This is a genomic window from Emcibacter sp. SYSU 3D8 (assembly GCF_039655875.1).
GTDB lineage: Bacteria > Pseudomonadota > Alphaproteobacteria > SMXS01 > SMXS01 > RI-34.
Genome location: NZ_JBBYXK010000005.1, coordinates 72,437 through 94,035 on the forward strand (window position 1 = coordinate 72,437; position 21,599 = coordinate 94,035).

Below are 21,599 nucleotides of genomic sequence, written 5' to 3' on the forward strand. Positions count from 1 at the left end.
CATGACTGAGAGTCTCGACGTAACACGGAAGAAATTGCGCTTCCGTGCCTGGCACCGGGGTACCAAGGAAGCCGATCTGATGATGGGCCGGTTCGCCGACACGTATCTGCAGGGCTTCGGCGCTGACGACCTGGCCGTGTTTTCGGCATTGCTGGAGGAACAGGACCTGGACGTCTATGGCTGGGTGATCGGGCGTGATCCAGTGCCGCCGGAACACCGAACCAGAGTCATGGAGTTGTTGCAGGCATTCGATTTCACCATCGAGGGACTCCGTTGAACCCACGCGTTCTCGAAATGGCCGGCCGCCTGACGCTTTGCGGCGTCCCGGAAGGCGCCGATGCGTTGATCATCGCCGAGGTAGCGCGTGCCCGCGCCGCCGAGGGCGAGTTGGGCGGCGTGTTGCACATTGCCCGCGACGATGCGCGTCTTTCCGCGCTGGCCGATGCGCTGGAGTTCTTCGCGCCCGAGATCGAGATCGTCACCCTGCACGCCTGGGACTGCCTGCCCTATGACCGCATCTCGCCCAATCCGGTGTTGTGCGCCAGGCGCATGGAAACGCTGGCGCTGCTGGCGGGTCCGTCGGCCGGGGGGCGCGTGATCCTGACAACCGTGAATGCCGCCAGCCAGCGCATGCCGTCCCGCGACGTCCTGCGCCGGAACAGTTTCACCGCCCGAATCGGCGACACGGTGAACAGCGACAATCTCGTAAAATTCCTGTCCGAGAACGGCTATGTGCGCTCCAGCACAGTAAGCGAAGCCGGTGAATACGCGGTGCGCGGCGGCCTGGTGGACATCTTCCCCGCCGGTGCCGACGAACCGATCCGGCTAGATTTCTTCGGCGATTCGCTCGACGGCATTCGCCGGTTCGATCCGTTGAGCCAGATGACGACGGGCAAGGAACAGCGCTTCCGCCTGGTGCCGGTGAGCGAGGCGCCGCTGGACGAGGCGTCCATCGCCCGATTCCGCGCCGGCTACCGCGAATTGTTCGGGGCCGTGACGGGCGGCGACCCGCTCTATGAGGCGGTCAGCGAAGGCCGCAAATATCAAGGCATGGAACACTGGCTGCCGCTGTTCTATGACCATGTCGAGACGGTCTTCGACTATCTGCCCGGCGCCTTCGTCAGCCTGGACCATCTGGTGGACGAATCCTTCACCGCGCGGCGCGAGATGATCGACGACTATTACAACGCGCGCAGCGAGCAGGCCCAGCTGCGCGGCGAAAGCCGCTATCATCCGCTGGCGCCGGATCGGCTCTACCTGACCATGGCCGAGTGGAACGAGAGCCTCGAGAAGCTGGACGCGCGTGCGTTCAGCGCCTACCAGCTTCCCGACGCGGCCAATGTGGTCGATTACGGCGCGCGGCGCGGCCGTGACTTCGCTCCCGAGCGCAACCAGCGCGAAATCAACATCTACGACGCCATGCGCGCGCACCTGATCGACCTGGTGGGCGAAGGCAAACGCGTGCTGATCGCGTCCTATTCCGAAGGCTCACGCGAGCGGCTGGGGCTGGTCATGGCCGATCACGGCATGACGGCGACCAAGCGGATCGACCACTGGTCCGAGGTGGCTGCCCTGCCGAAAAACCTGGCCGGTCTCGCCGTACTGCGGCTGGAGCACGGCTTCGAGACGGCCGACCTGGCGTTGATCACCGAACAGGACATCCTGGGCGACCGGCTGATCCGCAAGCCGAAGAGGTCGCGCCGGGCGGAAAACTTCATCGCCGAAGCGTCGGCGCTGAACGAGGGCGATTACGTGGTCCATATCGACCACGGCATCGGTCGCTACGAAGGTCTTGAGACCATCGAGATATCCGGCGCGCCGCACGATTGCGTGATGATCGTCTATGCCGGCGGCGACAAGCTGTTCGTGCCGGTCGAGAATATCGACGTGCTGTCGCGCTACGGCTCCGAAGACGCCATCGTGCAGCTCGACAAGCTGGGTGGCCAGGCGTGGCAAAGCCGCAAGTCCGCGCTGAAGCAGCGGCTGAAGGACATGGCCGAGGAACTGATGAAGGTGGCGGCCCAGCGCGAGCTGCGCGTCGCACCCAAATTGCTGCCGCCCCAGGGCCTGTACGACGAGTTCTGCGCCCGATTCCCCTACCAGGAGACCGACGACCAGCTCCGCGCAATCGACGACGTGGCCCACGATCTCGTCGAGGGCAAGCCCATGGACCGGCTGATCTGCGGCGACGTGGGCTTCGGCAAGACCGAAGTGGCCCTGCGCAGCGCGTTCATCGCCGCCCTCGACGGCAAGCAGGTCGCGGTGATCGCGCCGACGACGCTGCTGGTGCGCCAGCATCTGAAATCGTTCACGGAACGCTTCGCCGGCCTGCCTGTCCGCATCGAGCAGCTGTCGCGCATGGTCTCGGCCAAGAACGCCAAGCTGATCAAGGAAAACCTGGCCAGCGGCCATGTCGACATCGTCATCGGCACCCATGCACTGCTGGGCAAAGGCATCAAGTTCAAGGATCTGGGCCTGCTGGTTATCGACGAGGAGCAGCATTTCGGGGTGCGCCACAAGGAGCGTCTGAAAGCGTTGCGTGAGGACGTGCATGTGCTGACGCTGACTGCCACGCCGATCCCGCGCACCCTTCAGCTCGCCATGAGCGGCATGCGCGGCCTGAGCATTATCGCCACGCCGCCGGTTGACCGGCTGGCGGTACGCACCTTCGTGATGCCGATGGACCCGCTGGCCGTGCGCGAGGCGCTGCTGCGCGAACATTATCGGGGCGGACAGTCCTATTATGTCTGCCCGCGCATCGCCGACCTGGCCGAGATCGAGGCGTTCCTGAAGGAAGAAGTGCCCGAGGTCAAATTCGCGGTGGCCCATGGCCAGATGGCGTCCGAGCAGCTCGAGGACGTGATGAACGCGTTCTACGACAACCGGTTCGACGTGCTGTTGTCCACCACGATCATCGAGTCCGGCATCGACATTCCGACGGTCAATACCATGATCATCCACCGCGCCGACCAGTTCGGGCTGGCCCAGCTCTACCAGTTGCGCGGCCGGATCGGCCGGTCAAAGCTGCGCGCCTACGCCTATCTGACTGTGCCGCCCGGCAAGCCGCTGACGAAGACCGCCGAGAAACGCCTCAAGGTCTTGCAATCCCTGGATGAACTGGGCGCCGGCTTCACCCTGGCCAGCCACGATCTCGATATTCGCGGCGCCGGCAACTTGCTGGGCGAGGAACAGTCCGGGCATATCAAGGAAGTGGGCGTGGAACTCTACCAGCACCTGCTGGAAGAAGCCGTCGTCCGTGCCCGGTCGGAACAGAGCGGCAGCGACGTGGCCATGCCGGACGAATGGTCGGCCTCGGTCAATCTCGGCACAGCGGTGCTGATCCCGGAGGCCTATGTATCGGATCTGGGCATCCGGCTTGGCCTTTACCGGCGCATCGCGCAACTGCAGACGCCGGAGGAGATCGAATCGCTGGCGGGCGAGATGATCGACCGTTTCGGCAGCCTGCCCGCCGAGGTGGAAAGCCTGCTGAAGATCGTCTCGATCAAGCAGCTGTGCCAGCAGGCCGGAGTCGCCAAGCTGGACGCCGGGCCACGCGGCGCCACGGTGAGCTTCCACAACGCGTCGTTCAACAATCCGGGCGGGCTGGTGGAGTTCCTGTCCAAGCAGTCCGGCACCGCCAAGCTGCGGCCCGATCACACGCTGGTGCTGATGCGCGACTGGTCCGACGACAAGAAGCGCGTCCGCGGGGCCCATGATCTGATCAAGGCGCTGGCCGGCATCGCAGCCAAGGCGGCTTGAACCGGCGCTCGATCAGTTTCCCCTTGATCCAGAGGGAAATACAAAGATGAAGGTATTACAGTGGCTTGTGCCTTCTATAAAATCTTCTGCATCAACACCAAGGTCAGCCATCTGTCGAATTTCTGGCCCACTTCCGGCATCCGCGCGACTTCGCTGAAACCCAGGGACCGGTGGAGCGCGATGCTGGCCGCGTTCTCGTCGGCGATGCCGCCGACCAATATGTGAACACCGTTATCCCTGGCACGCGCTATCAGAGTACCCAGCAGCATGCGGCCGATCCCCATGCCCCGGACCGAGCCGTCCACATACACCGAATGTTCCCGGGTGCCCCGATATCCGGTGTGCGGGCGGAATTCTCCATAGCTGGCGTAGCCGAGCACCCGCCCCTCGCCGCGCGCCACCAGCACCGGCCAGCCCTTCAGACGCTTGAGTTCGAACCATGCGTCCATCCAGTCCCGCGTACGCGGTTCGTCGTACCAGACCGACGTCGTGTTCTCGATGGCCTCGTTGAGGATGACAGCGATGGCGGGCAGATCGTCGGCCAGGGCGTTCTCGATCTTGACGTCCACGCGGTACCCTCTCGCCGAAAGCCCTTAATTCCTGCAGGTATCCTGCTATATAAGGAACCTTGATGGGAACAGGGAACCAACCGTGATCGACCCCTTCGGCCGGCACATCAGCTACCTTCGCGTATCGGTGACCGACCGATGCGATTTTCGCTGTGTCTACTGCATGGCCGAGGACATGACGTTCCTGCCCAAGTCGGACGTGCTGTCGCTGGAGGAGCTGGACCGGCTGTGCACCGCGTTCATCGGCAAGGGCGTGCGCAAGCTGCGTCTGACCGGCGGTGAGCCGCTGGTGCGGCGCGATATCATGACGCTGATCCGGTCGCTGGGACGCCACCTGCGGACCGGCGCGCTCGACGAACTGACGCTGACCACCAACGGCAGTCAACTTGCAAAATATGCGGGTGATCTGGTCGAGGCCGGCGTCAAGCGGATCAATGTGTCGGTCGACACGCTCGACCCGGAAAAATTCACCCGCATCACCCGCTGGGGCAAGCTGGCGCAGGTGCAGGAAGGGTTGCGCGCGGCCCGGGACGCCGGCCTGCAGATCAAGATCAACACCGTGGCGCTGCGCGGCGTGAATGACGACGAAGTGCTCGACCTGATCGGCTGGGCCGGCCGGGAAGGCTTCGACCTCACCTTTATCGAGACCATGCCCCTGGGCGAGGTGGATGTCGCCCGGGTCGACAACTACCTGCCGCTGTCGCTGGTAAAGGCACAGATCGGCCAACGCCACACCATGCTGGAATCCAGCCACACGACGGGTGGGCCGGCGCGCTACGTGACGCTTGCCGAAACCGGCCAGCGTGTCGGCTTCATCACGCCGCTGACCCACAATTTCTGCGAATCCTGCAACCGGGTGCGCGTGACCTGCACGGGCATGCTGTATATGTGCCTGGGCCAGGAGGATTCGGCCGACCTGCGGACGGCGCTGCGTGCCGATACAGATGACACGGCCCTCAACGACGCTATTGACGAGGCGATCGGACGGAAGCCGAAAGGTCATGATTTCGTGATAGACCGGCGCCGCCAGACGCCGGCCCTATCGCGCCATATGAGCGTGACCGGCGGCTGACGCCGTTCCACCTTCCGAAAGTCCCATGACCAAACCAGCCGTCGCGTTCGCCGCCAACCCCACGCCCAAGGCACAGGCCATCCTGCGCACCCTGTCGGCGCGCTACAGAAGCGTGCCGGTCGCCGACGCCGACGTGATCGTCGCTTTGGGCGGCGACGGTTTCATGCTGCGCACCCTGCACAGCGTGCTCAAGCATGGGCTGCCGGTCTACGGCATGAACGCCGGCTCGCTGGGCTTTCTGATGAACGACTACGCGGAAGATGACCTGCTGGAGCGCATCGAGGCGGCCGAGCTGGTGGAATTGCACCCGCTGCGCATGCGGGCGCACGCCATCGACGGCTCGTACACCGAGGCGCTTGCCATCAACGAGGTCTCGCTGCTGCGCCAGACCTATCAGGCGGCCAAGCTGGCCATCCAGATCGACGGCAAGCCGCGCATGACGGAACTGGTCTGCGACGGCATTCTGGTTGCCACGCCCGCCGGCAGCACCGCCTATAATCTGTCTGCGCACGGGCCCATCGTGCCGATCGATTCCGACATCCTGTGCCTGACGCCGATCAGCGCCTTCCGGCCGCGCCGCTGGCGCGGCGCCCTGCTGCCGCACGATGCCCATGTCGAATTCATCGTCGACGACCCCGCCGAACGGCCGGTCAGCGCGACCGCCGACAACCTTGAAGTGAGGGACGTCTCTCGCGTCGAGGTGCAGGAGGACCGGAACCTGACCCTGAGGCTGCTCTACGACCCCGGCCACAATCTCGCCGAGCGCATCCTGGCCGAGCAGTTCGAGGCCTGAGCCACTAACGTCGCCGTCCCGGCCCGCGGTCGCCGCCGGCAAACAGCACGAGCGGCAGCCAGAACACACACAAGGCGCCCTGGGCATAATATGGTCCGGTCCAGCCAGGCGTGCCGCCGATCGGCAGGCCGTGCTTGAAGAACTCGACGAATGGCACCGACAGCCACCAGGCAGCGGCCACCAGCAGCGCCATGATGATGCCGCCAGCGATATTGCGGTTCAGGCAGAGTACGCGGGCAGCCGCAGGCATGGCGACACCGGCGGCCAGGCCGGTCAGCGTCAGCGCCGCCGCGCCGTCCGTATAGTCGCCGGCCCACTCGGCGAACCAGTACAGGCCAAGGATGGACAGGATCAGCGACAGCGCCAGGGCCAGCCGTGTCGTCCCGGGCGCGGCCGTCATGCCCACCGCTGCGCCCATGGCGTAACCCGCCGGAAAACTCGCCAGCAGAAGAATTTCGTCATATGCGCCCGGCCGCCACAATGTGCGGAAACCTTCGGCCAGAGGCACAGCACCGGTCGCGGTCAGGTGCAGGATCGCGAAGACGGGCAGGACGACCAGAAACCTTTTCCAGGCAAGCACCGTTCATTCCCCCAAGCGCGCCACTATATTCGAAGAAGCCGACAGGCTGGCGCAATAAGCCGTTTTTGTCAAAAAGGTGGGCTTCCACGCGGGCTTTGCGATGCGGCTTGCCTGCCCCTATATTCCCAACGGCGACGCGCCTGCGTCGTCCATGTTCAGGAGGCTATCCGGTTGAAATCTGTAATCGCCGCGCTGCTTTTCGCGGCTTTGTTCGTTCCGGGCGCCCGGGCAGAGGCCTCGTTGACGCCTGGCTCGGCCCAGGCCGCCGTCGACGAGTTGCAGACCGGGATGATCGGGATTCTCAAGAAGACCAGCGGCCAGCCGTTCGACAAGCGGGTCGATGCGCTGTGCCCCGTTCTCGAGGCCAGGATGGACGTGAAACTGCAAAGCGCCATGGCCATCGGCCGCAGCGTCTGGAACAGCTGGAGCGACGAGCAGCGCACGGCCTATGTGGCCAAGTTCAAACAGTACCTTTGCGCGATCTATGCCAGCCGCTTCAAGTCCTTCACCGGCCAGACCCTGGCCGTGACCGGTGAGCGGCCGGGCCCCTCAGGCGCGGTGATCGTCAACAGCGAGGTGCGGATTCCGCAAGAGGCCTCGATCCCCATCGACTATGTCATGCGCAAGACCGGCGAGACATGGAAGGTCTCCGACCTCTATCTGGGCGGCCGTATCAGCGAAATCGCGCTGCGCCGTTCGGAATTCGCCAACGTGCTGAGAACCCAGGGCTTCGATGGCCTGATCGCGGCAATCGGCGTCAGAACAGCGGCGCAAGGCGGCAAGTAGCGTCCTTGACCCGGATCAATTGCCTTTCGGGACGGCGGTGTCATTCTGCCCTATAGTGAGACTATAGGTCACATGATGGGGAGACGGTTATGGCAATCCGCAATATTCTGTTTCACGCGTTCGAAGGTCAGGCTGGCCAGTCAATCGAAGACGTGGCGTTTTCACTGGCGCAGCTCCACGGTGCATCGCTGACGGCGCTCTGCGTGATCGAAAACATGCTGATGCCGTCCTACGTGGTGCCGTACGTTCCGGCAAATATCGCGGAAAGCTACATCGACGAAGCGCGGGCAGCGGCCCGCAAGATCGAGGAGCGCATCAAGGCGCGCGAGGCCGCGACCGGCATCCGAACCGAGTGGCGCTACCACGAAGGCGACATTCGCGCCATATTCGCCCAGCATTCCCATTACACCGATCTCGTCTTGCTGGCCCAGGGGACCGGCGATGACGTGCCCATAGGCCCGGCGAACAACCTGCCAGGTGATTTGGTGCTGACCGCCGGCCGACCGGTAATGGTCGTGCCCTGGCACGGCGCTTCGCTGACGGTGGGCAAGCGCGTCATCATCGGCTGGAACAGCAGCAAGGAAGCGACGCGCGCCCTCAACGACGCGTTGCCGATCCTTGAGAAAGCCGATGCGGTCAAGGTCCTGACCATCGGCGACGACGACAGCCGCCACATACCCGGCGCCGAGATCGCCCAGCATCTGGCGCGCCACGGCGTCAACGCCGAGGCCGACCACGTTGCCGATGCCGACGGCTCGCCCGGATCGGCACTGGTGTTCGAGGCCAAGGATTTCGGCGCCGATCTGCTGGTGTGCGGCGCATGGGGCCATTCCCGCATGTTCGAGACGGTCCTGGGGGGCGTTACCCGCGACCTGCTGCGCGGCATGGAATTGCCGCTGTTGCTGTCGCACTAGGTCGTCCAGCGCCCGGGCGCACCTGCCCGTTCAGGCCAGCACAAGAGTGGTCGCCACAACGCCGCCGGCGCCTTCGGGGCGTGCGTGAAAGCCAAGGCGTGATGCCAGATCAAGCATGGCTTTGTTGTCGGCAAGAACCGTGCCCCACAATTCCTTCGTGCCGCGCGTGCGGGCATAGCGGATCAGCTTTTCCATCAGCGCCTGCCCGATCCCCGTTCCCTTCAGGTCGGAACGGACAATGACGGCATATTCGGCGCGCTCATTGTCGGGGTCAGCGATGGCGCGGACAACGCCCAGCGTCTCGTCCTCGCCTGCCGTCCCGCGCGTGGCGATGAAGCACATCTCGCGGTCGTAGTCGATCTGCGTCAGGCGTGCGAGCGTCTCGTGCCCCGGCGGCTTGATCGCACCGAAGAAGCGGTGGTGCAGATCCTCCTGATCGAGCCGCTGGAAGAACGCGTCATGCGCGGCCTCATCCTCCGGGCGGATCGGCCGCAGCACCACGGCTTCGCCCGAGCGTAGCGAGACCGTCTCTTCAAGACCGTCCGGATAGGGCCGGATGGCAAGGCGCGCCAGGCCCGATCCCGTGGCGGGATGCACCACGACCCTTGCATCGAGCGCCGTCACGCCTTCATCGTCGGCGAGCAGCGGATTGATGTCGAGTTCTGCGACTTCCGGCAGGTCGCTCATGAGCTGCGCCAGTTTCAGCAGCACCATGCAGACCGCGTCCATATCCGCCCGGGGCCGATCGCGGTAACCTTCGAGCAAGCGCGAGATTCGGGTCTCCGCGATCAGGCGCCGGGCGATGGTCATGTTGAGCGGCGGCAGCGCAACGGCCCGGTCGCGGATCACCTCGACCGCGGTACCGCCCTGGCCGAACATGACGATCGGCCCGAACACATCGTCGACGAAGCAACCCGCGAGCAATTCGTGCGCCGTCGGCCGCGCAACCATCTGCTGCACGGTAAAGCCGTCCAGCGTTGCATCCGGGCGCATTTCGGCGACCCGTGCCGTAATCGACTGGACCGCATCCCGCACCGCGTCGGCCGATTTCAGGTTCAGGGCAACGCCGCCCACGTCGGATTTGTGGCTGATGTCGCGCGAGAGAATCTTGACCACGACCGGATAACCCATCTCGTCCGCCAGCCTTACCGCCTCGTCCGCATCGCGGGCAACATTGGTGACGACGATGGGGATGGCGTAGGCATCGAGTAGTTCCTTGGCCTCGAATTCCGTCATCAGGCTGCGCCCATCGGTGAGCACCGCGCCGATCACCGCTCGTGCGCGCTCGAGATCAGGCGTGAAGTCGGCCGGATTGGCGGAGGGGGTTTCATAGAGCAGCGCCTGCAGCTTGCGGTAGCCGGTGAGTTGGGTGAACGCATTGACCGCGGCCGCCGGCGTCTCGAACGACGGCATGCCGGCGTCCTCGAGCAACTGACGGGCGGGCCGGACCACCCTGCCCCCCATCCAGTTCGTCAGGATTGTCTTGTCGGCGCCGCCCAGCCTGGCGGCAACGCCGCGCGCCACCTCGTCGCTGGAGGTAATGCCGGTCGGCGCATGCATGACCAGCAGCGCATCGGCCTCGGGGGCGCCGAGCAACACATCGAGCGCATCCACATAGCGAGCGCCGGGCGCGTCACCGATGATGTCCACCGGATTGGCCCGCGACCAGGTGGCCGGCAGCACCTTGTCGAGCGCGGCCACGGTCGCCTCGGACAGCGCGGCGAGCGTGCCGCCCCGCGCGGCGAACGCATCGGCGGCCATCACGCCGAGACCGCCGCCATTCGTGAGGATGACAAGCCCATCGCCGGCGGGTTTGCGAGCCCGGGCCAGCGTTTCCACCGCCTCGAACAGATCCTCGGTGGAATCGACGCGCAGCACGCCGCCCCGCGCGAGCGCCGCGGAATAGACGTCATCGCGCCCCGCCAGCGCGCCGGTGTGAGAGGCTGCGGCCTTTGCGCCCTGGCCGTAGCGGCCGGCCTTGATGGCGATGATCGGCTTGGCCCGCGATGCCGCGCGGCATGCCGAGAGGAACTTGCGCGCGTGCCTGATCGATTCGATGTAGAGCAGGATGGAATCTGTCCCGGGATCCTGGGCCAGGTAGTCGATGACATCGCCGAAATCCACATCGGCGCTGTTGCCCAGCGAGACGAAGTGGGAAAAGCCGATGCCGCGCTCGGCGGCCCAGTCGAGTACCGCGGTACATAGGGCGCCCGACTGGGAGACGAACGCGATCTGTCCGGCATCGAGCGTGCCGGGCGCGAAACTGGCGTTCAGCCCGATCCCCGGCACCAGCAGGCCGACGCAATTGTGACCCAGGATGCGCAACAGGTGCGGCTTGGCGGCGCTCAACATGGCGTCGCGGTCGACGCCGGCGGTGATGACCACCGCCGCCTTCGTCCCTTTCTCGCCCAGTGCGGCGATCAGGCCGGGAACGGTCGCCGCCGGCGTGCAGATGACGGCAAGTTCAGGTGCCTCGGGAAGGCTTGCCACGTCCGGATAGCAGGTCCGGTCGAAGAGACTGGCGCGTTTGGGATTGACCGGGTAAATGGCGCCGCCGAAGCCACCGGCGAGCATGTTCCGCATCACCACCTCGCCGACCGCCGAGGGCCGATCGGTAGCGCCGATGACGGCAACGGAACCGGGACGAAACAGTTTGTCTAGATTGCGAACAGACATGACGCTCCCTTCAGCACAGGGGCATGCTAGCCTCTCTCGGCAGCATTTGCATGACATGGACGACAACCGCGGCCTGACCGCTACAAGGGGCCATCAGTCCGCAGGCGAGCGGCTCGGTATCCGGTGCGATGTCCCGGCGCCGAGATTTCTAGTGATCGCCGATGATGTGACGCCGGTTGATGGTGCGCACGAACGGGATCTTCGCGCTATCGCCCCGGTGCTCGCCATCGTGGATGCGGCGGCGCGCGATCTCGATGATCAGCCGGGTGATATTGGGAAGATCGAGGCTCTGGGCGTCCTTGAGTTTCACCCAATTGAGATTGAGCAGTTCACCACTGCCTGCGATGTCGCCGCGCAAATGGTCGGCGTCGACCATCAGGAAGCGCGTGTCGAAGCGCCGCGGCCGGCCGGGCGGCGTGATGGCGCGGGCAATATATTCCAGCTTGTCGAGTGCCGGCACGAGGCCGCTGGCATAGAACGGCTTCCAGTTCGGCGACCCGGTGCGGATGGGCGCATGCTCGGCGCCCAGGATCATGCCCGCCTCCTCGAAGGTCTCGCGTACCGCCGCCATGGCCAGCGCGCGCGCCCGGTTGCCGGACGGCGCGCCCCGCGTCAGCTTCTCGGCCACGTCCGGCTGCAGGTCGATGGGCCGCGGCACCATGCCGTCGGCACGGTCGACGCGCCCGCCGGGAAAGACGTATTTGTTCGGCATGAAGGCGTGCCTGGCGCTGCGCACGCCCATCAGCACTTCCTCGCCGCCGCGGATGATCAGCAGCGTCGCCGCATCCTTGGGCTTCAGCTTGTAGGCTTCGACCGGCTTTTCCTCAGTCACGGGATATCTCCATTACGATCCGGCCGGCGACGCTGCGCCCTGCGATCGCATCGAATGCATCGACAAGGCCCTCGAACGGCATCACCTGGTGAACATGCGGGTGGAACAGGCCTTCATTGGCCATGCGCATCATCTCGCGCGTCACCTGCCGGCCGCCTTCCGGGTTCTTGCGGCCATATTCTCCGGCGCGTACACCGATCACCGAGAATTGCTTGATCAGCGGATAGTTCACCGGCAGCGAGGGAATCCGCCCGCTGGTGAATCCGATGATCAGGATCCGCCCGAAGGTGGCGATACAGCGGATCGACTCGTCGAACACGTCGCCGCCAACCGGATCGTAGATCACGTCGGCGCCACGACCGCCGGTGAGTTCCTTGACCCTGTCACGGAAGCGCGGCGTATCCCGGTAGTTGATGACGTGATCCGCGCCCATCTTCTTCACGACCTCGAGCCGCCTGTCGTCGCCGCCGGTGCCGATCACGGTGCAGCCGAGGATCTTGCCCAGCTCCACCGCGGCAAGGCCGACGCCGCCCGAGGCTGCGTGAACCAGCAGGGTTTCGCCCTTCTGAATCTGGCCGCGGGTGACAATGCCCACATAGGCAGTGCGATAGGCGCTGCCGAACGAGGCGCCGGTGTACCAGTCGAACGCCGCGGGCAGCGGGTTGATCATGGTTTCGTCGGTCACGGCCAGTTCGGCATAGGCACCGAAGCGCACCCCGCCCATGACCTTGTCGCCGGGCTTGAAGCGGGTGACGCCCTCGCCCACCGCCAGCACCACACCGGAACATTCACCGCCCGGGATGAACGGCGTCCTGGGTTTGTGCTGGTGCAGGCCCTGGACCTGCAACATCTCGACAAAAGTGACGCAGGCCGCGCGCGGCTGGAGCAGCACCTGTCCCGGCCCGGGAACCGGGTCGGGGACGGTGCCGATCACAACGTCATGGTAGTCGCTGAATTCGCGACAGATCCAGGCGCGCATGGCGCTGGCTTACTCGGCGGCGTATTTCGCGATCTTGGACTTGAGCGTCTTGCGCATCACCCGCCGCATCATCGGCTCGAATTCCTCGAGCGTCATGGTCGGGTATTTGGGATCGAACGCCGGCATGTCGTACTTGTCGATGAATTCCTTGGTCTGCTCGTAGTACGGGCTGTCGATGAACTTGTCGCGCCGGTTCTTGTCGAGGCCGACGAACTCGTAATAATAATAGCCCTGAAAATCGGTGTGATTTTCCAGCATCCAGCGGTTCGCCTCGGAGATGAACGGCTTCAGGATCGCCGCCGCCACCGCGCCATGCGCGTAGGTGCCCAGCGTGTCGCCGATGTCGTGCAGCAGCGCGCAGACCACATATTCCTCATCCTTGCCGTCGCGGTGGGCGCGGGTCGCGGTCTGCAGGCTGTGGGTCAGGCGGTCGACCTGGAAGCCGCCGAAATCGCCGTCCAGCAGCTTCATGTGCTGGATGACCCGGTCGACGACGCCGCTCGCCATCTTCATGTATTCACGGCCGATGATTTCCCAATCCTCGGCGGTGCCTTCGTCCATGCGCGTGAACTGCGACAGTTCCTGAGTCTCTGAATGATCCGTCATATTTCCGTTCCCCGGCTGTTTCATGCGCCTGCTGTGAGGACGATCTTACCCTCGGCCTCGCGATTGACAAACAGGTTCAGGGCTTCCCTCGCCTGCTCCAGCGGCATACGACGCGATATATGGGGCTTCAGTTTGCCCTGGCGATACAAATCGACGATCTCCGTGATCGCCTGCTCGCTCTTCTCCGGCTCTTCCTGCTTGAATCGGCCATAGAACACGCCAACGATGGAGCAGCCCTTCAGCAAGGTCAGATTGACCGGCGCCGTCGGGATACGGCCGCTGGCGAAACCGACGACCAGAATGCGGCCGTTCCAGTTGATGCAGCGCAGCGCCTGGTCGAAATAGTCGCCGCCCACCGCGTCATAGATCACGTCGGCGCCCTTGCCGCCGGTCAGTTCCTTGACCGTTTCCTTGTACTCGCCCTCGGCATAGTTGATCAGGTGGTCGGCGCCCGACTCCCTGGCAATCTTCAGCTTGGCGTCGCTGGAGGCTGCGGCGATCACCGTCGCACCCAGCGCCTTGCCGATCTGAACGGCAGCCAGGCCGACGCCGCCCGCAGCGCCGAGCACCAGCAAGGTCTCGCCCTTGAGCAGATTCGCCCGGTGGACCAGCGCGTGATAGGAGGTGCCGAAATTGGTCAGAAAGCCGGCGGCCTCGGCGAAGTCCATGCCCGAGGGAAACTTCACGCAGCGATCGGCCGCGGCCACGATTTCTTCGCAGAAGCTGCCCCAGCTGGTGAGCGCCAGCACGTGATCGCCAACGGCGAACCCCGTCACGTCGTCGGCCACCTCGGTCACCACGCCGGCGGCCTCGCCGCCGGGAATGAACGGCATGGGCGGCTTGAACTGGTAGGTGCCCTTGATGATCAGCGTGTCCTGGAAGTTCACGCCGGCCGCGCGGACCTGCACGCGCACATGGCCCGGCTTCATCTCCGGCGCCGGCAGGTCGACCAGCTTCAGGACATCAGGTGTGCCGTATTCGTCGCACAGAACCGCTTTCATGACCGCTATCCCCGTTCAGTTTGGCATTCGGACGCCAAAATACATGCACGTGTGCACGTTGCAAGCTCATGCTCGCTGCGCCACCGATTCTCCGACTTCTGCCGCTTCCACCTCTTGCATTCGCTGCGGCTCTCAAGCATTATTGATCGGTCGACCAAATCACACGGGATCGCAATGGCGCGTGGTCCTCATCGTTGTTGCTCGGGGAAAAGTGAACCATGACCGAGACCATCACCCATCCACTTGCCATGAACGGCAAGGATCCCCGTAACCTGCGCGGCGATCCAATCACACCCGACCGCTACTACTCGCGCGAGTGGATGCAGAAGGAATGGGATCACCTGTGGACCAAGGTGTGGCACATCGCCGGCCGCGAGAATGAGCTCAAGGAACCGGGCGATTACATCGTGCACAATTTCATGCACGAATCCGTCATCATCGCGAAGCAGCAGGATGGCAGCCTGAAAGGCTTCTACAACGCCTGCGGTCACCGCGCCCAGAAGCTGGTGTGGGACAAGGGCTCGCAGGACAGCTGGACCTGCCCGTATCACGGCTGGGAATGGAGCATCGACGGCAGCCTGCTCGACGCCTGCGACCGCGACGACTTCCCGCAGGGCGACCCGGTCGGCAAGATCCGCCTGATCGAGGTGCGGGTCGACACCTGGGGCAGTTTCATCTGGTACACCATGGACGACGACGCGCCGCCGCTGCTGAAGTACCTGGAGCCATTGCCGGATATCTACAGGAACCACCCGTTCGAGACGCTGGTGCGCATCCGCCAGGTGCGCGTGGCGCTGAACTGCAACTGGAAGTTCGCGGGCGACAATTTCAACGAGTCCTACCACACCCGCACCGCCCATCCCCAGGTGCCGCCGGTGATCGACCAGGACCACTTCACCTCGCGCTACGAGATGTTCCCCATGGGCCATGCCCGGATCATCCAGATGGGCCGGCCGTCGCTGCGCGACCGGGTGCCCGAGGGCAAGGAACATCCCTACGAGGCCACGCTGCGCTTCTGGGGCATCGATCCCGCCCAATATCCGGACTACGAGACCATGGCCATGCAGGGCTGGCTGGACCTGAAGGCGGCCAAGCGCAAACTCTGGAAGGAAAAGGGCTTTGTGCAATACGAGAACATGACGGACGAGGATCTGACCGAAAGCCCGTTCGGCGTGCTGTTCCCGAACATCGCCTTCGGCGCGGCGCCCGACGGCATGTCGTTCTTCCGCTGGGAGCCGCATCCGAGTGACCCGGAGAAGTGCTATTTCGATTACTGGATGCTGGCCTATCCGATCGAGGGCAAGACCGATTACGTCCACCGGACCGCGTCGAAGCCCTACGAGTTCAAGGAAGGCGAGCTTGAGGTTCGCGACTACGACGGTGGCCGGGGCGTCATGGACCTGGAAGACACGGTGGTGTTCCAGGACTGGGGCCTGACCGAAGGCCAGCAGGCCGGCTGGCGCTCGCGCGGCTATCAGGAGCCTTACCTGGCCAACCAGGAAACCCGCGTGCGGCGTTTCCACGAAGTGCTGCACGACTACCTGGACGGCAAGCCGCCAGGACGCTGACCACAGCGCATCAGCCAGCGCTGATCGGGCGGGCGGGGCATGTCCTCGTCCGCCCGAGACTTGTTTGTGAAGATCGAAGTCAGGCCATAATCGCTTCGATCAGGCGCGGCCCCTTCCCGGCCAGCGCCTTGTCCAACTCCCGCGCCAGATCGTCTGCCGTATCGACCGCCACGGACGGCACGCCGAAGCCCTCGCCGATCTTCACCCAGTCGAGGAACGGCTTGTCGAGGCCGGCCATGGATTGTGCGATCGGGCCCGGCTCGGTGATTCCGGCGCGTTGCAGTTCCACGTTGAGGATGTTGTAGCTGCGGTTGGAGCCGATGACGGTCACCACGTCCAGATTCTCGCGGGCCTGGGTCCAGAACGCCTGCACCGAATAGGCGCCGCAACCGTCGGACTGAAAGTTGATCACTTTCCGGTCCGGACAGGCGATGGCCGCGCCCGTCGCCGCGCCAGGGCCCTCGCCGATGGCGCCGCCGGTCAGCATCAGGTGGGTAAAGCGCGGCGCATGGCGCGACGCCTCGAAATAATGGACGCCGACGGTCAGTGCCTCGTCCATCATGATGCAGTTCTCCGGCTGCTGCCGGGCGATGATCGCGGCGACCGACTGGGCATCGAGCGGACCGGACGGCATGTCCGGCCGGGTGCCGGATTCCGGTGCAATATCGCCGGGCGCGTTTACCTCGACGGCGAGCGCACCGAGCGCACCGAGCGTATCCTCGAGCGGTGACGCCAGGGTGATGGCCTGCGCCTCGGTGATGACATGGCTGGGAATGCCCGGATAGCCGAAGAACGCCACCGGCCGACGCGTGCCCGCGACGATGACGTGTTTGTAGCGCTGCAACAGCGCGATCGCCTCGTCGGGAAAATACGGGACCTTGGCCACATGAGGCAGGCCGCCGCCCCGCTCCATGCGGGCGAAGAAACTGTCGCAGAGCAGGTCGGCGTCGGTCGCGGCGGCAATGCGGCCGGCCAGTTCGATACCCTCGGCCGACAGACCCTCGGCGCCCAGCAGGATGGCGCATCGGCTGGTGGCCAGCGCCTTGGCGGCATGGATGACATTGCCCGACGAAAAGGTCTTCACCGGATCGGGCCGGCGCGCCGGGATTGCCGTTCCGGCATCGCCGAGCTGGGAATCATGGGCCACGGTCAAGGTGGCGACGCGGCCCCCGTTCTGCCTGGCGCCCTCGACCGCGCCGGCCAGGTCCATGGCCACGGTGGTCGCGCCCAGATTCTCCTTCACGTAGTCGCTGACCGTACGGGCGATCCATTCGATATGGGTGGCGAGCAGCGGGTCGGCCGGCAGGTGCCAGCTAGCATGTTCGCCGATGACATTCAGCACCGGCGTGAACGCCCGCTTGGCGTTGTGCAGGTTGGTGAGGCCGTTGGCGAGGCCGGGTCCCAGGTGAAGCAGGCACATGGCCGGGTTACGGGTCATGCGGCCATATCCGTCGGCCGCGCCGGTTGCCACGTTCTCGTGCAGGCACAGGATGCCGCGAATCCCCGGCACCGCGTCGAGCGCCAGTACCAGCGGCATCTCGGTGGTGCCCGGATTGGCGAAACAGACCTCGATGCCTTCGCTGATCGCGGCGGCGACCAGTGCTTCCGCACCGTTCATATGGCGGCTCCCCCTCGGATTGGAGGGCAGACTCTAGCGGGCAAGGCAGGACGGTCAACGGAATAAGCCCGCCGACACGGGGAGGAGTCGGCGGGCTCGCTCAGGAGACGTCATTGCTGACGTCACGGGGATCGCGGTGCGCTTGTCCTGCGGTAGGGGCGCTGGTGAGGGGGAGCGCATGACCCGTATCCGGTGTCATTCCCTCACCAGCGCGTCCCAGCCGGAACTTGCGAGTGGCTCTCAACTGAAGACAGATGTACTTCACCTGAGAATCGCTTGCAACACTTTTTTGCGATTCATTCTCATAATTTTGATGACTACAGCTTGTCGCCTTCAAGCGCCGGGTCGTCGACCACATCGGGCAGATAGCGCCCGACCACCGCCGCGCCCACGGCATCACCCCAGACATTGACCGAGGTGCGGAACCGGTCGAGGAACCAGTCGACCGTCAGCAGCAGGCCGATGCCCTCCAGCGGCAGGCCCACTGCATTCAGCACGATCACCATGGTGACCAGCCCGGCTTCCGGGATGCCCGCTGCGCCGATCGCCGCCAGCGTCGCGGTGATGACGATGATCACCTGATGCTCAAGGCCCAGCGGCACACCGTAGGCCTGGGCGATGAACATGGCGGCGCACGCCTCGTACAGCGCCGTACCGTTCATGTTGACGGTGGTGCCCAGGGGAATGACGAAGCGCACCGCGCGCGGGTCGACCCCCTCTTGCCGTGCGCATTCCAGGGTCAGCGGCATGGTTGCCGAGGAACTGGCGGTGCCGAAGGCGGTCAGCAGCGCGCGCAACAGCCCGGCGAGATAGCGCCAGCCCCGTCCGGCGACGAAGAACAGGATCAGCAACAGGACAACGAAGTGAATGGACAATGCCGACAGCACCGTGAGGACATGCAGGCCCACGGCACCTACCTCGGCCAGGAACCCGCCATGCAGTTGCGCCGTGCCCAGCCGGGCCGCCACCAGTGCAAAAATGCCCAGCGGCGCCAGATACATCAGCCAGACGACCAGCTTCATCATGGCCTCGTTGATGCCGTCGAAGAATTCGATGACATGCGCACCGCGCCGTCCCACGGTGGTCAGTGCAGCGCCAAGCAAGAGCGCGAACAGGATGAGGGGCAGCAGGTTCGTCTTGGCCGCCGCATCGACCAGATTCGGCTGGACGATCTGGAACAGGATATCGGTCGGCCCCATATCGGCCTTGGAAGCGACCTGCTCCGGGATGGTCCCGTCGCCAAGGGCAATGCCGACGCCCGGCTGGATGACGTTGACGACGATCAGGCCGATGACGACGGCGATGCAGGTCGTCACCAGGAAATAACCGACGGTCAGACCGCCGATCCGCCCCAGCTTCCTGATGTCGCCCAGCGCCGTGACGCCCGACAGCACGGCCGCAAAGATCAGCGGCACGATCAGCATCTTCAGCATGGTCAGGAAAAGGTCGCCCATCCATTTCAGCGACATGCCCGCCGCCGGCGAAAACCACCCGAGAAGGGCGCCCAGAACGACACCGGTGGCGATCGCATAAAGAATGATTTTGGCGTGCTTGTGGCCCACGTCGTTCCCCCGGTGCTGGTTTTGCGGCGGGTAACGAATGGCCTACCGCCGGTAATGTTCAGTGTAACGGCAGGCCGGGGCTGGTCAACGACTGCGGCTGGCGGTCGTCCGCCTTACAGGTGGCGCAAGGCATCCGGGTCGAATTCCAGACCCATCGACGCCAGCCCGTCTTCCAGGAAATCACCCAGCTGGGGCGTGCCGATCAGGTAATCGGCGGTGGCGTTGGTCGCTTCCTGCTTCGCGGTTTCCACCGCCTCTTCCCAATCCTCGGCATCGTAGGTGCCGCGGCCGACCCACATCAACGCGACCAGTTCATAGGCCGCGTCGTCGTCCAGATCCTCGATCGCCTCATGCAGTTCCTGGTAGGTGGGGTCGTCCGCAAAATCCTCGAGAATGATGCGCTCGCCGTCATCGGCTTCGTCCGATCCCGGATTTTCCTCGACGGGATCGACCTTCACGTCGAATTCTCGGGCCTTGACGATGATGTAGGAAACGACGCCGACGCTCAGTGATTCCATGGAACCCTCCAACCATGCACGTGACGGTAAATAGGTATACCGCGCAAAGGTTCCAGCCGGAACGCCTCAGATAATGGGGTCGTCCAGAAGATGGCTCCCGTCGCGGGATTCGACCTCGACTACCCACAGGTCCGGATCGAACTTCGCCTGTTTGGCGATGAAGGCGTCGGCCTCGTGGTCCGGGATCGGGTCCGGCCCCGTGGCGCGCAGCCACGCCCGGTTGCCATCCATGTCGACCGTGCGTTCGAACACGGTCGAGCCGATGCCGTGCTGATAGAGCTTGATCAGCACCGTGCCCGCCGTGTCGTCACCGTGGCGGACGACCATGGCGGGAATGGCGCTGATCTCGCACAGCCTGATATATGCCTGGACCCAGAATTTGGCGTTGAGGCGCGGCTGGCTCAGAGCTCGACCTCGTACAGCTTCTGGACCTGCGGCGCGCCGTCGACCACGCCGCCGAGGCGCGGCAGGACCGAGGCCACGTGCGGCGTATCGCGGTGCGCCTGGAGCGCCGCTTCGTTCTGGTAGATTTCGATCATGATGAACTCCAGCGGGTCCTCGGTGCGGAACAGCTTGTAGACCACCGTTTCCGGCTCGTTGGCTTCGACCACACCGCTCATGGTGCGGCCAACGGCGGCGAATTCCATTTCCTTGCCCGGTTTGACCCGAACCTTGACGATCTGTGCGAACATGATGCTTTCCTCCTGTCAGGCGTCGCTGATCTTCAGCAGCAGCTTGCCGTCGTGGCTGCCGCTGAACAGCTTGTTGAATACGTCCGGCGCATGCTCGAGGCCCTCACGGACGTCGACCTTGAACTTCAGCTTGCCGGCCTTGATCCAGTCGTTGATCTGCTCGTAGCCGGGCATGACCCGGTGGAAATAATCCGACACCAGCAACCCTTCCACGTGGGCGCGCTTGACCAGGATATTCCACATGTTGCGCGGACCGGGCGGCGGATTGTGGCTGTCATTGTAGGCCGAGATCATGCCGCAGATGGCGATGCGGGCGTGTAGCGCCATGTTGTCCATGGCCGCCTCGAGGGTCGGCCCGCCGACATTCTCGAAATAGACGTCGAAACCATCCGGGAAGTGTTTGCCGATCTCGCCCGACAGGTCTGTGGTCGCGCGATAGTCGATCGCCGCATCGAAGCCCAGTTCCTCGGTCAGCCAGCGGCATTTTTCCGCGCCGCCGGCGATGCCGACCACCTTGCACCCCTTGATCTTGCCCATCTGGCCGACCAGCGAGCCCACGCCGCCCGCCGCACCGGAGACCAGCAGATTCTCGCCATCCTTAAGCCGGCCGATCTCGAACAGACCGTAATAGGCGGTGGCGCCGACCGCGCCAAGCGGGTGCAGATAGGTGGTGAGATCATGCCCCCAGTCGACGGGCACGGGGCCGAGCATGCCCGGCTTGGCCACCACATAATCGGCCCAGGCGCCCAGGCCGGAGACGATCTGACCGACCGGATGGGCGTCGACGTTCGACTTGACCACCTTGCCGAGCACCACCGAGCGAACCGGCGAGCCTAGCGGAATTGGCGGCGCATAATTGCCGCCGGCATCCATCCAGCCGCGAATTGCCGGGTCCATTGCGGCATAGAGGATGCGGACCAGAAACTCGCCCGGACCCGGTTCGGGCACCGCGCTCTCGAGCCACTGGTAATCGCTTGCCTTCGGCTCGCCCTCGGGCCGCTGCACCAGCAGCCATTCACGATTGGTCTCGGCCATCACATCCTCCGCGAAAGTGTCCGCCATCAATACGGCCAA

The 21,599-nt window shown here is 64.6% G+C and carries 20 protein-coding genes; 7 read left to right on the forward strand and 13 right to left on the reverse strand.

Translation table 11 applies throughout. The features are described from left to right. Position 1: 1 nt before the first annotated feature. Both WJU21_RS16335 and mfd read left to right on the forward strand, forming a co-directional pair. Positions 2-277, forward strand: coding sequence for a succinate dehydrogenase assembly factor 2 (locus WJU21_RS16335; protein ID WP_346324528.1), 276 nt, complete (start codon positions 2-4; stop codon positions 275-277). Further along, positions 274-3,759: a transcription-repair coupling factor gene (gene mfd / locus WJU21_RS16340; protein ID WP_346324529.1), complete on the forward strand. Its 3,486-nt coding sequence runs from the start codon at positions 274-276 to the stop codon at positions 3,757-3,759. The genes WJU21_RS16335 and mfd overlap by 4 nt, the downstream gene beginning before the upstream one ends. A 74-nt stretch (positions 3,760-3,833) precedes the next feature. Here mfd and WJU21_RS16345 read toward each other — a convergent pair whose 3' ends face one another. Beyond that, on the reverse strand, positions 3,834-4,328 hold the full coding sequence (locus WJU21_RS16345; protein ID WP_346324530.1) for an N-acetyltransferase family protein: 495 nt from the start codon (positions 4,326-4,328) through the stop codon (positions 3,834-3,836). Between the two features lie 82 nt (positions 4,329-4,410). On the opposite strand from WJU21_RS16345, the gene moaA reads away from it, so the two are divergent. Continuing rightward, positions 4,411-5,400 carry a GTP 3',8-cyclase MoaA gene (moaA, locus tag WJU21_RS16350; RefSeq protein WP_346324531.1) on the forward strand — a complete coding sequence of 330 codons (990 nt, stop codon included), beginning with the start codon at positions 4,411-4,413 and terminating at the stop codon, positions 5,398-5,400. Positions 5,401-5,425: 25 nt separating this feature from the next. Then, positions 5,426-6,193, forward strand: a complete 768-nt coding sequence (locus WJU21_RS16355; RefSeq protein ID WP_346324532.1) for an NAD kinase — start codon at positions 5,426-5,428, stop codon at positions 6,191-6,193. Positions 6,194-6,197: 4 nt separating this feature from the next. On the opposite strand, the gene WJU21_RS16360 is transcribed toward WJU21_RS16355, so the two are convergent. Then, positions 6,198-6,773 (reverse strand): hypothetical protein, encoded by a 576-nt coding sequence (locus WJU21_RS16360; protein WP_346324533.1) that lies wholly within the window; start codon positions 6,771-6,773, stop codon positions 6,198-6,200. A 171-nt stretch (positions 6,774-6,944) separates the two neighbouring features. Between WJU21_RS16360 and WJU21_RS16365 the strand changes: the two genes are divergently transcribed. Beyond that, positions 6,945-7,559 carry an ABC transporter substrate-binding protein gene (locus tag WJU21_RS16365; RefSeq protein WP_346324534.1) on the forward strand — a complete coding sequence of 205 codons (615 nt, stop codon included), beginning with the start codon at positions 6,945-6,947 and terminating at the stop codon, positions 7,557-7,559. A gap of 89 nt (positions 7,560-7,648) precedes the next feature. Next, positions 7,649-8,473, forward strand: a complete 825-nt coding sequence (locus WJU21_RS16370; RefSeq protein WP_346324535.1) for a universal stress protein — start codon at positions 7,649-7,651, stop codon at positions 8,471-8,473. A gap of 30 nt (positions 8,474-8,503) precedes the next feature. Here the strand turns inward: WJU21_RS16370 and WJU21_RS16375 are convergent, their stop codons facing one another. From WJU21_RS16375 to WJU21_RS16395, 5 genes are all read right to left on the reverse strand, one after another. Beyond that, a complete protein-coding gene (locus tag WJU21_RS16375; RefSeq protein WP_346324536.1) occupies positions 8,504-11,149 on the reverse strand; it encodes a bifunctional acetate--CoA ligase family protein/GNAT family N-acetyltransferase in 2,646 nt (881 codons plus the stop codon). A gap of 148 nt (positions 11,150-11,297) precedes the next feature. Then, entirely contained in the window at positions 11,298-11,981 is a 684-nt protein-coding gene (locus tag WJU21_RS16380; protein ID WP_346324537.1) for an NUDIX hydrolase, read from the reverse strand. Beyond that, on the reverse strand, positions 11,974-12,960 hold the full coding sequence (locus WJU21_RS16385; protein ID WP_346324538.1) for an NADPH:quinone oxidoreductase family protein: 987 nt from the start codon (positions 12,958-12,960) through the stop codon (positions 11,974-11,976). Before WJU21_RS16385 ends, WJU21_RS16380 begins: the two co-directional genes overlap by 8 nt. A 9-nt stretch (positions 12,961-12,969) precedes the next feature. Continuing rightward, positions 12,970-13,566, reverse strand: coding sequence for an HD domain-containing protein (locus tag WJU21_RS16390; protein ID WP_346324539.1), 597 nt, complete (start codon positions 13,564-13,566; stop codon positions 12,970-12,972). A 20-nt stretch (positions 13,567-13,586) separates the two neighbouring features. Beyond that, positions 13,587-14,567, reverse strand: coding sequence for an NADPH:quinone oxidoreductase family protein (locus WJU21_RS16395; protein WP_346324540.1), 981 nt, complete (start codon positions 14,565-14,567; stop codon positions 13,587-13,589). A gap of 218 nt (positions 14,568-14,785) precedes the next feature. On the opposite strand from WJU21_RS16395, the gene WJU21_RS16400 reads away from it, so the two are divergent. Then, positions 14,786-16,135 (forward strand): aromatic ring-hydroxylating dioxygenase subunit alpha, encoded by a 1,350-nt coding sequence (locus WJU21_RS16400; RefSeq protein WP_346324541.1) that lies wholly within the window; start codon positions 14,786-14,788, stop codon positions 16,133-16,135. A 79-nt stretch (positions 16,136-16,214) separates the two neighbouring features. On the opposite strand, the gene WJU21_RS16405 is transcribed toward WJU21_RS16400, so the two are convergent. The 6 genes from WJU21_RS16405 to WJU21_RS16430 all read right to left on the reverse strand — a co-directional run bounded on the left by WJU21_RS16405 (position 16,215) and on the right by WJU21_RS16430 (position 21,560). Continuing rightward, on the reverse strand, positions 16,215-17,753 hold the full coding sequence (locus WJU21_RS16405; protein ID WP_346324542.1) for an acetolactate synthase large subunit: 1,539 nt from the start codon (positions 17,751-17,753) through the stop codon (positions 16,215-16,217). Between the two features lie 317 nt (positions 17,754-18,070). Further along, on the reverse strand, positions 18,071-19,315 hold the full coding sequence (locus WJU21_RS16410; RefSeq protein WP_346324543.1) for a dicarboxylate/amino acid:cation symporter: 1,245 nt from the start codon (positions 19,313-19,315) through the stop codon (positions 18,071-18,073). 113 nt (positions 19,316-19,428) lie between these two features. Further along, positions 19,429-19,833 (reverse strand): DUF3775 domain-containing protein, encoded by a 405-nt coding sequence (locus tag WJU21_RS16415; protein ID WP_346324544.1) that lies wholly within the window; start codon positions 19,831-19,833, stop codon positions 19,429-19,431. Positions 19,834-19,899: 66 nt separating this feature from the next. Further along, positions 19,900-20,238, reverse strand: a complete 339-nt coding sequence (locus WJU21_RS16420; protein ID WP_346324731.1) for a DUF1491 family protein — start codon at positions 20,236-20,238, stop codon at positions 19,900-19,902. Continuing rightward, positions 20,235-20,525 (reverse strand): putative quinol monooxygenase, encoded by a 291-nt coding sequence (locus tag WJU21_RS16425; RefSeq protein WP_346324545.1) that lies wholly within the window; start codon positions 20,523-20,525, stop codon positions 20,235-20,237. The genes WJU21_RS16420 and WJU21_RS16425 overlap by 4 nt, the downstream gene beginning before the upstream one ends. Before the next feature lie 15 nt (positions 20,526-20,540). Beyond that, a complete protein-coding gene (locus tag WJU21_RS16430) occupies positions 20,541-21,560 on the reverse strand; it encodes an NADP-dependent oxidoreductase (RefSeq protein WP_346324546.1) in 1,020 nt (339 codons plus the stop codon). Between the last annotated feature and the right edge of the window lie 39 nt (positions 21,561-21,599).